Origin of the sequence: Sporosarcina sp. FSL K6-1522 (assembly GCF_038622445.1) — a bacterium.
Taxonomy (GTDB): Bacteria; Bacillota; Bacilli; order Bacillales_A; family Planococcaceae; genus Sporosarcina.
In genome coordinates, this window is the sequence record NZ_CP152019.1 from 3407699 (window position 1) to 3424325 (window position 16627).

Sequence of the window (16627 nt, forward strand, 5' to 3'; positions counted from 1 at the left end):
GAGGTCTTGGCGTACTCCGCTCGGTCGAACAAAGATTGCTGGGTGTGAGGTGGTTATTTTTAGATCACTTCTTCGACTGCCAACTCTTTTATAACGGATTCCGTTAGTTCGTTGTTAAAAAAAATTTCCACTCCAACATCCAACTCTTTTGATATAACTTTCAATATTTCCGCATCCATCTTCGTCTTGCCGTTCTCCATACGACTATAAGCCATATTACTGAACCCTAGCTTCTTCGCTAGGTGTAATTGCGTTACACCTTTAGCAAGGCGAATCTTCTTAAGGTTTTCATGTATCATCTGACCACCTCCACTACTAACGTTATCCGTTAATTAATACTATACTAACAGATTCCGTTAATGTCAACTAATATATTTACCTTTTTCTCATATATCGTTAGTTTTATATCTTTTTCCGTTAGTTATTAGTATTCTTGGATTAATAGAATACGAAAAAGGAGGCGCCTATGGGCATTGGGTCAAGAATAAAAGCAAAAAGAAAAGAAAACAGGTTCACGCAAATTGAACTAGCTAAACTTGTTAACGTTTCTCCCCAAGTTATATCAAACTGGGAAAGGGGATATTCCAACCTCAGTTCCGATGATGTAGCAAGGCTGGCTGATGCACTAAATTGTACTACTGAGTATTTGCATGGGAAAACATTGAGCGAAAAAGATGAGCAGGCTAAGTTAACTCCGAAAGACGAACGAGACATGGCGAAACGCATGGATAAAATGAAAAGAGACTTAATAGAAGGTAGAGCTAACGGTCAGGCGTTGCTCCATAAAGGTGAGCCTATGAGTGAGGAAGCTATGGAATCGTTATTAGAAGCACTCGAAATGGCTGAACGTATTACAACTTTGGCAAATAAGAAGTTCGCCCCTAACAAATATAAGGATGAAGAATAATCCCCAAGGGGGTCAGTTGATGTGGATTAAGGAGATTGTTGAAAATTTAGTAAAAAAATACGGCACTAACGATCCGTTCGAAATCGCGGAGGCTAAGAACATCTATGTAATAGAACAAGACCTTCACGAAGAAATATATGGTTTTTATAAATATATGAGAAGGAACAAGTTCATTTTTCTAAATTCTAATTTAGGTAAAGAAGATAAGGTTTTTACGTTTTGCCATGAATTAGGTCATTCAGAAATCCATCCGAAACTCAGCGCTCCATTTTTAAAAAGTAAGACATTAATTTCGATTGACAAAATTGAGAATGAGGCAAATAGATTCGCAGTCGAGTTGCTGTTGCCTGATTCGGCTATCTACGAATATAAAGACAGTGGTTTATCTATTAGCGAGATTGCTGGTATTCATGGCGTTCCTAGCGAAGTTGCACATCTTAAAAATTTACGGAATGTTCATGGAAAGTAGGAGAATTATCATGAAGAAATTATTAGGCGCATTCTTTTTCTCTTTCATCATTGTCTTATCTGGGTGTGGCGAAGTGAATTCTGTTGAACCTGTGTTAAATGTAGAGCAGTTTTCATTGGTTAATCAAGCTTTCGCGAAGGACAAACTTGGTGAGCCGAAATCAGTTGACACATGGAATTATGCATCCTCATCAACAGACGCCGGTATCCCTCTAACAACACTTGAATTCGATTGGGACGGATATCCTTCTGAGTTTCATTTTGATGATAAAGATCGGCTTGTCCGGATTAATATCCACGAAAATTACAACGAGGAATCAAAATTCAAGAAAACAACATTCGAAGATTTGTTACAGCAACTGAACATTACTGCTGGGGAAAACATGACCAAGGAAGCCGAAACTGCTGTAGCTTGGCGTTATGAACGTGTGTCTGAAAAAGTAGATGAAATTTGGGTTGTTGGTGACGTTGAGGAAGTCGGAGAAATCAAGATTACATTTGACATTAGACCATTTATGTAAATCGACTTCGTTGAAATCGAGTTTAAGAAGGGTTAAAAATGTTAAGGAGGGAAAAATGATGTCTAATTTATGTGCGATATGCAACAGCGGAACAACGTTTCTTTTCAGAAGAAAAATAGCGAATAATGAAGTCGTGTGCGAGGATTGCTTTAAAAAGGCTAAAACCCTTACAACTAAACAAGTTATCAAATTGAAAACTGTTACCGCAGATGAAATCAGGCAGTCGATATCTGATACAGTCGGAAATGCTGTGATGAATTTCATACCAACTAAGGTAATAGGTACAGCTATTCAATTCGATGACGAAAATAAGAGATTGCTTATTCCGAGTTCGTTCGGAAATGATAACATTTATAAATACGATGACATTGTTTCCTACGAACTTTTAGAAGATGATGAAGTGGTAACTAGCGGAGGATTAGGACGTGCCGCAATCGGTGGCATGCTGTTTGGTGGTGCTGGAGCCGTCGTAGGTGCTGTGACCGGCAGGAAGAACAAAGGTGTGTGCAATAGCCTGGGCATTAAATTGACGCTCAATAATATGAGTCAACCAGTTGTCTACATCCCTTTTATACTAACAAAAACTAAAACCGATAGTGACGCATACAAAGCCGCAGCTAGTCAGGCGCAAGAATGTTTGTCGGTACTGCAATTAATTTGCAATCAGCAAGAAGCGCCCGCAAGTAATTCAAGAAACGATAACGCCGCAGGATCTGCCGCCGACGAAATTAAAAAGTTCAAGGAACTACTAGATGACGGAATTCTTACTCAAGAAGAATTCGACGCAAAGAAAAAAGAGTTGTTGGGACTTTGACCCCACCGCCCTACTCAGGGCTTTTCTTTTAACCACCAAACCAAACGTACATTCTCAAATGGAGGGAATTATCATGCACTGTAAAGAATTAATCAAGGGTAAAAAGTGGGTTTGTGTTGCGGACGGCCCTGACCATCCCGTTACAGGTAAACGACGTCAGGTATCTCGTACCGCTAAGAGTAAGGGAGAAGCAACTAAGAAGGTGGAGCAAGCTATTGAAGAGATGAGAGGTGCTATAGACTATCACAAGGGCATTACAGTACGTGAGTACTCCGCTGAATGGTACAAACAATATTTACGTCGAGGACGAAAAGATACGACAAACCAACTCAGGAAAGAAGATGCCGAGACGCTGAATGAGTTTATGGGGTCGCTTGAAATGACATCTGTCACACCTAAAGGTTACCAAGGTTTTCTGAATCACCTTTTTGATAAAGAATTAGCCCTTAATTCAATAAAAAGAATTCACGTTACAGGGCGAATGATATTTAAAAAGGCACTTGAAGAAAAAGTTATTTCTGAAGATCCTACCGTGAACGCTTTTATACCCCAAAAAAAGGTGACTGTTGAAGAGATAGAAAGTGATCCGGTGAAAGATATGTACTTAGAGGTGGATGAACTAAAGGTATTTTTAACGGAGGTAGACAAATACGTTAACTACGTTTACATCACATTGATTTATTTGCTCACCTTCTCGGGCATGCGACCAGGCGAAGCTGCAGCACTCCAAAAGAAAGATGTTTTGTTTAAAACGTCAGAAATCCGGATAACTAAAACGCTGGAATACGGAAAAAAGGGAGAAAATAAGATTATACCTCCAAAGACGATGACCAGCGTACGAGTTGTAGACTTGGATGAAAAAATAATGTCGATGCTTCGACAATTAGGTGAATATCAAAAAGAAATGGGTTATCCTGAAAGTGAATTTCTATTTGCTATGTACGACGGTCATCCGCCGACAGTACCTTTAATAAGAAATGTAGTTAAACGAATTGCGAAAAGAGCAGGAATAAAAAAAACGATGAACTCCTACATTTTACGTCACACTCACATAAGCCTGTTAGCTGAAGCTGGTGTCGATCTACCTCAAATCATGCAGCGTGTTGGACATAAAAATGAATCGACCACTCTACAAGTGTATCTCCACATTACGAAAGGAATGAGAGTTTCACTTATGTCAAAAATGAGTGATCGATTCGGTAATTTGATGTCATCAGGGAGGAATGATGAATAAATGTTAGTGGAATGTTAGTTTTTCTATATCCACTAACATTTTTTGTTCATTAAACATTGATGTTATGCGGTTTCTATTGGATTGAATTCCATATTCTATTCATTCGGAACCTCAAACTTATACCCAACGCCCCACACCGTGACAATCATTTTCGCTGCGCGCTCTGACACGCGGCTCAATTTTTCACGAAGCCGTTTGACGTGTGTGTCAACTGTTCGAAGATCACCAAAAAACTCATAATGCCAAACTTCTTTCAACAATTGCTCTCTGTCAAATACTTTGTCCGGCGATTTCGCTAAAAAATACAGTAACTCGTATTCTTTTGGCGTCAAATTCACTTCTTGTCCTTCTGCCGTTACACGATGCGCATCGTGATCGATTGTTAACTGAGGGAATACGACAAGGTCTTTCGATGCCGCTGGAGAAACCGTATCTGGAAATGCCACGGAGCGTCTAAGAATCGCTTTGACACGCAAAACAACTTCGCGTGGACTGAATGGTTTCACTATGTAATCATCGGCACCCAACTCAAAGCCAGATACGCGATCGGATTCCTCACCTTTTGCTGTCAGCATGACAACCGGCGTCATCTTCTTCATTTCTCGTAGTTCTTGCAAAACTTCTAAACCATCTTTTTCTGGCATCATCAAGTCGAGCAAGATGCAATCATAATAATTTGCAATCGCTTTCTCAAGCGCTTCTGCGCCATCGACAGCCTCTTCCACTTCATATCCTTCACGTGTAAGATACATATTTAACAGACGACGAATTCTTTCCTCATCATCTACAACTAATAATTTTAACTTCTCTTCCACAGACATTATCCCCCTTCAACATACTTCTCATTCTATTGTACAAGCCGTCGTGCAAAAAAGAAACAGAAAGACTGCACGGTCATTGCCGTGCAGCCTCTCTTAGGTTTTATGCGTATGAATGCAACCCAGCGATGATCAGATTCACGGCAATGAGGTTAAACATGATGATGATAAATCCGATAACCGCAAGCCATGCAGACTTCTCGCCTTCCCACCCACGGGATAATCGCAGGTGAAGGAATGCTGCGTAAAACAGCCATGTAATAAGCGCCCAAACTTCTTTCGGGTCCCAGCCCCAGAAGCGTGACCAGGCTTCATGGGCCCAGATCATAGCGAAGATCAGTGCCCCAAGTGTAAATACAGGGAATCCAATCAATACAGAGCGGTAGCCGATTTCGTCCATCAGTTGTGAATTCGCTTTTTTCGCGAATGGTTGGAACACGGCCGCAAGTGGACGGCGGAAAATCAATCGCAAAATTACATATAACACAATCCCCGTAGCGATCGACCAAAGGAAAGTTGTCAACGTCTTCGCATTAATGATAGCCGGTACTTCAGCCCAAGGCGTCATTGCACTTGGCGTCAATGCCTCATACTGATTCATACCAATGAGTGGTGGATAATTATACTCAATTTTAGCAACTTGCTCATTTTTATCGATATACGTAAATTGCGCTTCATACCCCGCTAGTTTAAAGCCTGTAGATGAGACGACAAAACCGAGTACTAAAACAAGTGTAAACATGACAGCCTCAAGCCAAAAACGCTGTTTCGATTTTTTTGTCAAATCCACATTTTTCAATAAGAAAATCAGTCCCGCCACCGCACTAATGGCAAGAATCGATTCACCTAGTGCAGCTGTAATAACGTGAATCGTTAACCAATAACTTTTAAGTGCCGGAATAAGCGGTGTAATCTCTCTTGGGAACATACTTGCATAGGCAATGATAATCACCGCAATTGGCAATGCAAACAAACCAAGTGACGGTGTCCGATATAAGAAATAAATCAGAATAAATGACCCAACAAGCATCATCCCGAATGCTGTCGTAAATTCAAACATATTACTAACGGGCGCATGACCTGATGCCATCCACCGTGTGATGAAGTACCCAACATTCGAAATAAATCCGATAATTGTAATCGTAATTGCGATTTTACCCCATTTGTTGTTTTTATAAGAAGCTTCTGATTTCGCACCTTTTACTGCTCCACCAAAAAATGCCGTAGCAACAAGATAGGCGATAAAAGAAACCAAAAGCAAATTGGCACTTAACGATGCAAGTTCCATTAGTACTTGTCCCCTTCCTTATCTTCCGAAATGGACTCCTTGTCTTGCCTGTCTTCGTAACTTGGCAAATTCGCAAAGTCTTTCACTTTATCCAGTTCTTTCTTCAACGAGAACCAGTTTTTATTCGTATGACCCGCTACTAATAATTCATTGTTCGGGCCTTTTTGAATCCATAACCTTCTATGGTTCCAATAAGAACCTTGTGCAACACCAATCATAAAGATGATGCCACCTAGCAGTAAGATATAAAGCGTTTTGTCTTTACGAATCGTGAGGCCTGAAATATCACGTGTTTCCGCGCTCACAAAGTTTACTTTATATGCATTTTCTTCTGTTTCAAGCGTTTGTTTAATGGCCACAAAGCTTTTTTCACCATCTGGTTTAGCAGGCGTCACCATTTTAAAGATGAATGCAGGATTATTTGGAATAGGCGATTTTGATACCGGTTCTCCGTTTTCAACACCGTCATAGTCCGGATAATAATCCAACAACTCTACACGAGCGCCATCATTTAGTTCATATAACTTTTCCGGATTCGTCAAATCAACCGTGAACTCACCAAATGATTGATCCGTAGATTTTTCTGTCAACTTAAAGGTCATGGATTTTAGTTCATCCAAACGGTAATCCATTTGGAAGACATTGTACCCATCGAATTTAAGCGGCTTATTGACAATAATCGAATAGTCTTTCACGAACTTCATCTGATCCGATTGCCCCGGAAGGTTTCCAACGTTTTCATATAGCGCAACATCCGTTTGGTAGTTTTTAGCAATGGTCCCTACACGATCGAGTGCCTCACCAAATACTGCGTCCGCTTCCTCTTTCGTATAACTTTCCATGATGAATTCTTTACTTTCCAAAAAGTAGCCTTCCGCTCCTGGTATCGAACGGGTTTCTCCTTCACGAATCCACATCGTTTCATCTACATAAAAGCCAGGAATTCCGCGTAGTAACACACCGAATAAGAATATAATAAGTCCCGTATGGTTAACGTAAGGTCCCCATCTTGAAAAACGGCCTTTTTCGGCAAGTAAAGCACCATCTTCTGTTTTCACATTATAACGCAGTTCCTTCAGCTTCTCTTCTGCCTTCAGAAGTGCTGCATCCGTATCTTCAGACGAACCCTCACCGTAGATACGCTGCTTCTTCATGAAAGAACTATGACGTTTGGTGCGCTGTTTTTTCAAGGATTTATAGAGCGGAATGACTCTGTCAACACTGGCGATGATAATGGACGTACCAAGCATCCCAATTAGCGTAATAAACCACCAACTATTGTACATATCATAAAAACCAAGTTTGTAATAAAGCGTACCAGCAAACCCATATAGACGCTCATAATACGCTAAATACTCCGCACCTCCTGCTGTCGGGGAGACCGGTACATACAGTTTCTGCGGAAATATTGTACCAATCGCCGCAGTCACAAGAACCGCAACAATGATACTAATCCCTATTTTGACACTTGAAAAGAAATTCCATACTTTATCAATTACTGATCTTTTATACGTCTGCGATCTTCTTGCCGAACCTTCATAACGCATATCCACAAGTTTACTTTTCTTCGCTTCTTCAGTCTGCGGTCTACCACATCGCTCACAAAGCACTGTGCCAAATGGATTTTCATGACCGCACTGGCATGTAATTTTGCTCATATTGTCATGTGCTCCTTATCAAGGTTGAATACTTTCCATGTGAGAAATGATTTCCTCTTCAGACATTTCTCTCGTAATAATTTGCTTAATTTTCCCGTCCTTATCAATTAGGAAGGTGGTTGGAAGTGGAATGACGTTATAGGCTTCTAGTACACTCTTGTCCTTATCGATGGCGATAGGGAACGTTAAGCCATACTGATCTCTAAACGCTTTCACCTTCAAGTCTGATTCTTGAATGTTAACAGCTAAAATACGCACACCTTTTTCTTCAAAGGCTTTGTGCTGATTTTCCATATACGGCATTTCTTTTTTACAAGGAGCACACCATGTCCCCCAGAAGTTCAGGAATACACCTTCTCCTTTATAATCTGACAGCCGTTGTTTATTGCCTTCTAAATCGACAAGCTCAAAATCCGGCGCCTTATCGCCAACTTCTAGCACTTTCACTTTATCCTTCGAAGCGATAGTATAAATGACGGCCGAAGCAAGTAGTAAGAGGACGATTGTCCTGATAATAAGACGGTTTTTCTTCTTTGTATCCTTTGCCACACGTTCTACCTCCATACAATCAAATACACCTTGGGGGTGATGCGCCACACCTTATGCTTCCCGCCCAAGGCCTTACACTTAATCCTACATACTTCGTTCCATCTTCCATTATACCAAAAGAAATTCCTATATCTTCCCGCATAAATGAAAGGATTGTGAACAAAGGGCGTCTATTAGCCGATTTTACCTGTTTCTGCGAGCACACGTAACTGCTTTACTTCATGTTTCGTCAATTCTCTCGCTTCTCCCGCATTCAACCCAAATGTTGTGACGTTACCAAATGACTCACGGCGTAATTTTTGAACAGGACAGCCAATCGCATCGAACATGCGACGCACTTGACGATTTCGCCCCTCATGGATTGTAATTTCAACGAGTGCTGTGCCTGCTTTTTTATCCACCGTTTGCATTTTGACATGCGCTGGAGCGGTCTTGCCATCTTCCAACTCGATGCCTCGTTCTAGTTTCTTTAGTGCTTCACGATCCGGAATGCCTTTCACTTTTGCCACATACTTTTTCTTAATGCCAAATTTAGGATGCGTCATCAAATACGAAAAATCCCCATCATTCGTCATTAGAATCACGCCAGATGTATCATAATCGAGTCGGCCGACAGGAAATACTCTTTCCTCCACTTGAGGGAACAGGTCAAGCACCGTCTTTCTGCCTTTCTCGTCATTGACCGTCGAAATAACGCCTCTCGGTTTATATAAAAGATAATAGACATACTTTTCTTTCACGAGCTCAATACCTTCTACTTCCACGCGATCCGAGTTAGATACCTTGGTACCTAATTCCGTTACGACAACACCATTTACTTTTACTTTACCTTCCACAATAAGCGTTTCCGATTTTCTCCGGGACGCAACCCCTGCTTGTGCTAATACTTTTTGTAATCTTTCCATACTCGTCACTCCGTCCTTCATTCTGTGAAAAATTATGTCATACTTTACGTCAAATTAAAAGAAGACTGACCTATAGAGGGGCAGTCTTCTTAAAAACGTCATACTTTCCTGTTTTTTAGTGGCTGACTCTTGCAGTTATTTCTGTTTAATGTGTACGGCCCTCGTGACTAAAAGTTCATCGCCTAACGAAACGGTCCAGAGTCCTGTACTGCCGTTCTTTTGCCCTCGTGGGATCTGAACGACTGTCGACAGTTTGGCCTTTTCCCCCTTTTTTAGTAAAAGACGAATCGGCGTGTCTAGTTCGGCCTCCACACCAGGAAGAATGGCGTATTTTCCCTTTTTCGCTAACGTGACCAATTTTGCTTCTGAAAATGCTTTTTCCGCTAATTGTCTATGCGTATTCCAGTCGTTGCCATCGTTTAGCGTCACGACAATGATGTTTTTCCCGTCTTTCTCGAAATAGGTAATTAACGTCCGACCAGCCGCTTTTGTAAAGCCGGTTTTTCCAGCAAGGGCAGTCGGTTCGGCGTGGAGCAAGCGATGCTTGTTGCGCCAGCTGTATGTCTGCTCTTCTCCCTTGTACACATGTTGTTTCGTCGTCGCGATGGTTCGAAAGCGATCATTTTCCATCGCAAAGCGCATCATCAATGCCGTATCATACGCAGTGGATAAATGGCGTTCATCATGCAGACCCGATGGATTGGTAAATACCGTGTCATTCAGTCCATACAGCAACGCCTTCTCATTCATCAAGTCCACAAAGCCCTCTAGCGAACCACCTGCATGTTCCGCCAAGGCCCGCGCCGCATCATTGCCCGAACGCAACATCAGGCCGTACAGCAATGCGTCTGCATCGATTTTCATACCTTGCTGCAAATATAGCGAAGACCCTTCCGCCAATGCCGCTTCGGGGGATATGGTAACCTCTCCAGCGGCAACTCCACTTTCAATAAACGTGAAAGCCGTCCAGACCTTTGTCAAACTAGCGATGGGCAATTGGACAGTCTCATTGTAGCCATCCAATAATCTGCCTGTATCTGCATCAATAACGGCCCAGGCATTTCCAGCTGCCGCTACTTTCGGGCTAACTCCAAGAAATAGTGAGAAAAACAGGACAATCAGCAGCGCCCGTTTTACCATTCGACTCCTCCTCGCGCTTACTCTTCGATTGCAAAAGCTTCCTGAAACTTCGTCATAAACAAATCTGTATCCCCCACTCCTTGGTCTTCTTCTTGTTGAAGTGGTGGTAACCCTTCAAGCGAAGCCAGTCCAAAGCGATCTAGGAATAATTCCGTCGTCCCATACAATATAGCTCGTCCGCTGCCTTCCGATCGTCCTTTTTCCATAATCAGCCCTTTCGCAATAAGCGTATTAATCGGCCCTTCGGATTTCACACCGCGCAGATCATCGATTTCCACACGTGTTACAGGCTGTCTATACGCAATAATCGCCAGCACTTCAAGCGAGGCTTGTGTCATGGATTTCGGGGCTGGATTTTCTAGCAGCCGCTTAATGACATCTGCAAATTCGGCTTTCGTCACTAGGCGGTACGCTCCTCCAAAAACCTTTAGCGTAATGCCACTATCCTCTCGGCTCTCATATCCCTGTCGCAAGCGCTCAAGCACAGCCATCACTGCTGTTTCCTCTCGCTCAATGAGTCCAGCCAGCTGTTTAACAGACAAGCCATCATCACCCGCTATAAACAAAAAGCTTTCAAGCATCGCTGCCAAGCGGTCTTCCATTTCCATATTATTCATCCTCCCGTCGGAACAGCACTGTCAATTTATCAAAATTCCCTTGTTGCTCGACAATGATATCCCGCCGTTTCATCAATTCTAATAACGACATGAAAGTGACAACAAGTTCAGGAATGTCCCCTTCTTCGAATAATGCGTAGAAGTCGCATTTCCCACCGCCTCTTTCAAGCTTCGCCATAATTTCGTCCATTTTCTCACCAACAGATAGCTCTGTTTTTGAAATCCTTGCCGTCAGCGGCGCCTTCAAACGATTTCTTTCTAGCATCTTTTGAAACGCACCGATCAAATCAAAGACATTCAAATTTTCTTCTGACTCCGTCACAATAAGTTCGCCGAATTCAGATAGGTCACCAGGCGTTTTTGTAAAATGCTCGGATCGTTCGTCTGCTGATTCTTTTAAACTTTCAGCTGCCTCCTTATATTTCCGGTATTCAATCAAGCGCGCAACCAATTCGTCACGCGGGTCTTCTTCCATATCGTAATCGACATCCTCATCGAATCCCTCCCCTTCGTGCACTGGGAGTAACATTTTACTCTTAATCTCGATTAGTGTAGCTGCAAGGACGAGGTATTCGCTCAATTCATCCAACTGCAGTACACGCATCGCATGAAGGTGCTCTATGTACTGCGCGGTCAATTCAGCCATTGGAATATCATAGATATCAATTTCAAGTCGGTTAATTAAATGCAATAATAGGTCAAGGGGACCCTCAAACGCTTCCAGTCTTACTTTGTATGACATATTGTGTAAAACACCTACCTAAATATTTTTACTTCAGAAAGGACTGATCTTATGCATCCGTACCATCATCCGCTCTTCGTAAATTTTATGGTTTATTTTAATGATAATCAAGATTATTTCGAGTGCCACGAAGTTTTAGAAGAATATTGGAAATCACTACCTGACAGTAACAAAGAACATCCGCTCACAGCCTTTATTTTACTGTCGACAGGATTGTATCATTGGCGTAGAGGTAATACGATTGGTGCGCTGCGTACCTTGCGAAAATCACACGCAAAATTTTCGATTTTCCCAGCTCTCTACAGGGCAGAAATCGATATGAACAAATTAGCGCTCGATGTGCAGCAGGTTTTACAACAAGTAGAGAATGGGCAACCCTTTCACGCTTTCTCATTACGTATAGCATCCGAACAACTACAAACACATATCGAAACAACAAAGCCTTCTATGCAACTACTCCCTTTCGGTAGCGATGCCATTATTCATAAACATATGCGGCGAGACCGCAGTAATATTCTCCGTGAGCGCAACAAAGCGCAAGCAATTCGAGAGGCTAGAGGCTAGAAGCTGAAGACTAGACGCAGAAAAGAAGAAGGGCAGAAATTATTCATCTGCGCCTTCTTCTTTCAATTTACATTTCTGTATGAATGAATGGGTTTCTTCGGTACTTATACATTCCTTTTCAGGAAAAAGCGCCTGCAGTTTTGTGACCATTTCCTTGCCAACCCCTTCGCCTCGAAAGGATGGATTGACAGAAATATGTTGTAATTTATACGCATCGTTTCCTAATTCCATGCCGATTAAACCGATGAAATCATCATCTTCTTTCAACAAATACAATTGCCAAGTATCGTCTGTTTCATAACGATGAATAGTTTCCTGCAATTTTTTCGCCGTTTTATCGCCAGGCATATAAGATAACAAGCCCATCGCAATTTTTTCATACGTTTTTTTATAGCGTAAAAGCATCAATTGAATCCCTTCTTTTCTGAAAGCCCTCCATCGCTTACGAACGATGGAGGTTTTTCAATAATAAGTAGCTGCCAATTAGCGTGGATCAATGATTGGAACAACAAAATTCCAGTAAATCAATCCCCACACAATTGCCGCGACTACGATAAACAAGAATAGGAGGATATTGCGTTTCCTCATATCGTCTCCTCCTGTTTTACTTTTTGTAGAGGGATATCGAGTCTAATGACATCTTCATACGTTTCTCTTCTGACTACGAGTTGGTGTTCACCATTTTCACAGAAGACGATGGCCGGTTTGGGAAGCCGGTTGTAATTGCTAGCCATCGAGTAACCGTAAGCGCCTGTACAGAACACAGCAATGACATCTCCTTCTGTTGGTGCAGCAAGATAGGCCTCTTCTATGATTTTATCACCAGACTCACAACACTTCCCAGCAATGGTAACTTTGTCATCATGTGGTTCATCCATGCGATTCGCAGATGCCGCTGTATAATGTGCACCGTATAATGCTGGACGTATATTATCCGCCATTCCACCATCAACAGCAATATATGTACGGACACCTGGAACGACCTTCGCACTGCCCGTCGTATACAGTGTTGTACCTGCGTCTCCAACGAGTGACCTACCTGGCTCAATCCAAATTTCAGGAACAGGATAGTTGTAACTACGTGTCAATGCTAAAACAACAGTTGCCATTTCTTCAACATACACGGCTGGAGCAAGTGGCGTGTCTTCTTCCGTATAACGGATGCCAAAGCCGCCGCCTAAATTTAAGACCGTACAGATGAATGCATGATTGTCGCGCCATGTAATCATTTTCTCCATTAATGCTTCTGCTGCCAAACGAAAAGCATCTGTTTCAAAAATTTGAGAACCGATATGGCAATGCATACCGAGCAGCTCAATATATGGGTGATCATGCAACTGCAAAAATGCTTCATCCGTTTGCCCATTTTTTAAGTCGAAGCCGAATTTAGAATCTTCTTGCCCCGTCGTAATGTAATCATGTGTATGCGCTTCTACGCCTGGTGTAACTCGAATGAGCACATTCATTTTCTCTTTACGCGTTTCAGCAATTTCTTTCACCAATGCAATTTCAGAAAAGTTGTCAATGACGATACAGCCAATTTTTTCATCGAACGCATATTGCAGTTCCGTAAAGCTCTTGTTGTTACCATGGAAATGAATCCGTTCACGTGGGAATCCAGCAGCAACTGCCGTATGTAACTCTCCACCCGAAACAACGTCTAACGACAACCCTTCCTGTTCGGCCACTTCATAAATGGCAATAGACGAAAACGCTTTGCTCGCATACGCAACTTGCGCACGCATCCCTGCATTTTTGAACGTCTCTTTGAAGGCCTTTGCTCGTTCACGAAACAATGCAATATCATAGACATTGAGTGGTGTTCCATACGTATGCGCAAGATCGATTGCGTCTACACCACCAATAGTCAAATGTCCTTTGTCATTTACGGTTTGTGTTCCGTAGAGATGCATAATGCATCCCCCCTCCCAATTCTTATCGACTATGCCTCGGCGTAATTGTATCTAGAGGCATTATCTTCATTCAGCAAGTGCTTGAACACCCACTGAACAGGAAAACAAAAATGCATTCATCTCACCACATAGAGAGATGGTGATTTTCCGCTGAATGATGATAACTAAAACTTTATCATAACAGAGTGGGGGGTGGCAATCCTCTTATGAAACACGGTCCCGATTCGGCGCATCTGTGATGAACGGCCTAGGTTCATCGGCAGTCATTGGAAACCTGATAAGGACACGCAACATCGCCTGTGGAAAAAACGGTACAGCTGGCCATAGATACGGTACACCCATCGGTTTTAGCGAACATAGATAGTAGAAAAGAACTGCCATTGACAGGAAGAATCCAGGTGCCCCAAGAAGCGCTGTCGCTAACAATATAAAAATCCGAAATACTTTTGTCGTAATACTTAATTCATAAGAAGGGATGGCAAACGTAAAAATAGCACTGACGGCTACATATAAAACGACCTCTGGCGTGAACAACCCAACGTCTATCGCTACTTGACCAATGACGATAGCCGCAACGAGCCCCATGGCGGTCGACATCGGCGTCGGGGTGTGAATGGCCGCCATCCGTAGCACCTCAATGCCAATATCGCCGATTAATAACTGGAGCAGAAGTGGTACTTCCCCGATATCTTTTGGGCCGATATAACTCAGAAAATCTGGCAAATACTGCTGATTCGTCGCTATCAAATACCAAAATGGCAATAGCACCAAACTCATTACCGCCCCGAAAAAGCGAATCGACCGAACCGCCGTCCCTAGAAAGGGAGCCTGACGGTATTCCTCCGCATGTTGTAAATGATGAAATAATGTAGCCGGCACGAGTATGGCAGAAGGTGACGTATCCACAATAATCGCAATATGCCCTTCCAACAAATGCGCCGCACAAATATCAGGCCGCTCCGTAAAACGCACAAAAGGCATGGGATGAAAACGCTGTTTGAACAAAAACTCTTCGAGCGACTTGTCCGTCATCGTTAAACCGTCATGATCAATGGCGTCGAGCCTTTCCCTGATATAAGCTAAATGCTCCTCACTCGCAGCCCCTTGCATATACGTAATGGCAACGTCGGTTTTTCCATTCAATGTCGTTTTATGCATTTCAAAACGTAACTTTTCAGTACGAAGCCGCCTTCTCACAAGTGCCGTATTTTGGATTAAATTTTCTGTAAAACCGTCTCGCGGTCCCCTAACAACTTTTTCATTGTCCGGCTCTTCTGGCTGCCTCCCTGGATACGATCGAATATCAATCGTGAATACATACCCCTCAGGTGTGACAAATGCAGCCTGCCCACTTAAAATCGCCGTCAGTAATTCATCGGCATCTTTCACATCCGATACGGCATGATATGGGAAAAAGGACAGGAAGCGTTCAGCCCCGTCCCCTTCCTGGTCTCTCCGTCCCGTATTTCCTTGCATTTCCGTCAACAAAGTCGTAATCGTGTTGCCGTCTACAAGCCCATTAATATACAGTAATAGCGCTGGCATATCCCAAAGATGCAACGACCGAGCAGTGGCATCGAATGTCTCACCTTTCCCAAAACGAGCTTCGAACCACTCTTGCCCTTCTTGCATTGACCGAAATAATTTCTTCATTGTTTCCATCCTCACTTTTCACGAACTACGTTTTATCCATTCGAAGAGCTTTTGCTGAAACCAGGTATACTTTCTTCCGCATTGACACCCATCCACAATTTGAGTTGCGCCAAAATTTTCTTTTCGAGTCGCGAAACTTGCACTTGGGAAATGCCGATACGTTCCGCAATATCGCTTTGCGTACAATCTAAATAGTAGCGCATGTAAATAATGGTCTGATCCCGCTTATTTAATTTAGAAATCACATCGCGTAGCGGAATATGATCGAATACCCGCTCCGAACGATCATCTCGCAGTTGATCCATTAGTGTTAAACTATCCCCTTCACTTTCATACAACTGCTCATGAAGAGATGCGGGATCACGCAAGGCATCGGAAGCAAGGATGATTTCATCGACAGTCACCTCTAATACCTCGGCAACCTCTGATATAGATGGCGACCTGCCATGCTTCTTCACGTAATCATCCGTCGCATGGCGGATTTTAAAGCTCAACTCACGGATGGATCGGCTCACTTTCACCATGCCGTCATCCCGAAGAAAACGCTGAATCTCCCCGACAATCATTGGCACCGCATAAGTTGAAAACTTCACGTCATAAGACAAATCGAATTTATCAATCGATTTCATCAGACCGATACAACCAATTTGAAACAAGTCCTCTGGATCAGCACCGCGGGATGCAAAGCGTTGAACAATAGACCAAACGAGGCGAGTATTCCCTTCCACCATCACTCGCCGTGCTTCCTTATCGCCTTCTTGAGATACTTTAATCAATTCCCGCATCTTCTCCTGAGACAACAAAACACCTTGTTTTTCAACGGATACGTCCATAGG

19 protein-coding genes are annotated in these 16627 nt (G+C 42.7%); 6 read left to right on the plus strand and 13 right to left on the minus strand.

Translation table 11 applies throughout. From position 1 onward, the window contains the following. Positions 1-59: 59 nt before the first annotated feature. Positions 60-299: a helix-turn-helix transcriptional regulator gene (locus tag MKY34_RS16960; RefSeq protein WP_342512296.1), complete on the minus strand. Its 240-nt coding sequence runs from the start codon at positions 297-299 to the stop codon at positions 60-62. Between the two features lie 167 nt (positions 300-466). Here MKY34_RS16960 and MKY34_RS16965 point away from each other — a divergent pair, with 167 nt between their 5' ends. The 5 genes from MKY34_RS16965 (at position 467) to MKY34_RS16985 (ending at position 3944) form a co-directional block, all read left to right on the plus strand. Continuing rightward, positions 467-907 (plus strand): helix-turn-helix domain-containing protein, encoded by a 441-nt coding sequence (locus MKY34_RS16965; RefSeq protein ID WP_342512297.1) that lies wholly within the window; start codon positions 467-469, stop codon positions 905-907. A 19-nt stretch (positions 908-926) separates the two neighbouring features. Then, positions 927-1376, plus strand: coding sequence for an ImmA/IrrE family metallo-endopeptidase (locus MKY34_RS16970; RefSeq protein ID WP_342512298.1), 450 nt, complete (start codon positions 927-929; stop codon positions 1374-1376). A gap of 10 nt (positions 1377-1386) precedes the next feature. After that, complete coding sequence (locus MKY34_RS16975; RefSeq protein ID WP_342512299.1) at positions 1387-1896, plus strand: hypothetical protein; 510 nt, start codon at positions 1387-1389, stop codon at positions 1894-1896. Positions 1897-1954: 58 nt separating this feature from the next. Next, a complete protein-coding gene (locus MKY34_RS16980) occupies positions 1955-2710 on the plus strand; it encodes an SHOCT domain-containing protein (RefSeq protein WP_342512300.1) in 756 nt (251 codons plus the stop codon). Between the two features lie 73 nt (positions 2711-2783). Beyond that, complete coding sequence (locus MKY34_RS16985) at positions 2784-3944, plus strand: tyrosine-type recombinase/integrase (protein WP_342512301.1); 1161 nt, start codon at positions 2784-2786, stop codon at positions 3942-3944. A gap of 95 nt (positions 3945-4039) precedes the next feature. Here the strand turns inward: MKY34_RS16985 and MKY34_RS16990 are convergent, their stop codons facing one another. From MKY34_RS16990 to MKY34_RS17025, 8 genes are all read right to left on the minus strand, one after another. Next, the gene (locus MKY34_RS16990) at positions 4040-4759 is read right to left on the minus strand and encodes a response regulator transcription factor (RefSeq protein ID WP_342512302.1); all 720 of its coding nucleotides are present in this window, start codon (positions 4757-4759) and stop codon (positions 4040-4042) included. A gap of 106 nt (positions 4760-4865) precedes the next feature. Then, positions 4866-6050, minus strand: a complete 1185-nt coding sequence (gene ccsB, locus MKY34_RS16995) for a c-type cytochrome biogenesis protein CcsB (protein ID WP_342512303.1) — start codon at positions 6048-6050, stop codon at positions 4866-4868. After that, positions 6050-7708, minus strand: coding sequence for a cytochrome c biogenesis protein ResB (locus MKY34_RS17000; RefSeq protein ID WP_342512304.1), 1659 nt, complete (start codon positions 7706-7708; stop codon positions 6050-6052). Before MKY34_RS17000 ends, ccsB begins: the two co-directional genes overlap by 1 nt. Positions 7709-7726: 18 nt before the next feature. Then, positions 7727-8272 carry a thiol-disulfide oxidoreductase ResA gene (gene resA, locus MKY34_RS17005; RefSeq protein WP_342512305.1) on the minus strand — a complete coding sequence of 182 codons (546 nt, stop codon included), beginning with the start codon at positions 8270-8272 and terminating at the stop codon, positions 7727-7729. Between the two features lie 158 nt (positions 8273-8430). Then, complete coding sequence (locus MKY34_RS17010; protein ID WP_342512306.1) at positions 8431-9162, minus strand: pseudouridine synthase; 732 nt, start codon at positions 9160-9162, stop codon at positions 8431-8433. 135 nt (positions 9163-9297) lie between these two features. Further along, positions 9298-10302, minus strand: a complete 1005-nt coding sequence (locus MKY34_RS17015; protein ID WP_342512307.1) for a serine hydrolase — start codon at positions 10300-10302, stop codon at positions 9298-9300. A gap of 17 nt (positions 10303-10319) precedes the next feature. Then, the gene (scpB, locus tag MKY34_RS17020; protein ID WP_342512308.1) at positions 10320-10910 is read right to left on the minus strand and encodes an SMC-Scp complex subunit ScpB; all 591 of its coding nucleotides are present in this window, start codon (positions 10908-10910) and stop codon (positions 10320-10322) included. A gap of 1 nt (position 10911) precedes the next feature. Beyond that, positions 10912-11661, minus strand: a complete 750-nt coding sequence (locus tag MKY34_RS17025; RefSeq protein ID WP_342512309.1) for a segregation/condensation protein A — start codon at positions 11659-11661, stop codon at positions 10912-10914. Between the two features lie 51 nt (positions 11662-11712). On the opposite strand from MKY34_RS17025, the gene MKY34_RS17030 reads away from it, so the two are divergent. Next, complete coding sequence (locus MKY34_RS17030) at positions 11713-12225, plus strand: DUF309 domain-containing protein (RefSeq protein ID WP_342512310.1); 513 nt, start codon at positions 11713-11715, stop codon at positions 12223-12225. Positions 12226-12264: 39 nt separating this feature from the next. Here the strand turns inward: MKY34_RS17030 and MKY34_RS17035 are convergent, their stop codons facing one another. The 4 genes from MKY34_RS17035 to MKY34_RS17050 form a co-directional block, all read right to left on the minus strand. Further along, positions 12265-12630 (minus strand): GNAT family N-acetyltransferase, encoded by a 366-nt coding sequence (locus tag MKY34_RS17035; protein WP_342515290.1) that lies wholly within the window; start codon positions 12628-12630, stop codon positions 12265-12267. A gap of 179 nt (positions 12631-12809) precedes the next feature. Continuing rightward, positions 12810-14138: a diaminopimelate decarboxylase gene (lysA, locus tag MKY34_RS17040; protein WP_342512311.1), complete on the minus strand. Its 1329-nt coding sequence runs from the start codon at positions 14136-14138 to the stop codon at positions 12810-12812. Between the two features lie 204 nt (positions 14139-14342). Beyond that, complete coding sequence (locus MKY34_RS17045) at positions 14343-15791, minus strand: spore germination protein (protein ID WP_342512312.1); 1449 nt, start codon at positions 15789-15791, stop codon at positions 14343-14345. A gap of 32 nt (positions 15792-15823) precedes the next feature. Then, positions 15824-16624, minus strand: a complete 801-nt coding sequence (locus MKY34_RS17050) for a SigF/SigG family RNA polymerase sporulation sigma factor (RefSeq protein ID WP_342512313.1) — start codon at positions 16622-16624, stop codon at positions 15824-15826. Positions 16625-16627 lie beyond the last annotated feature (3 nt).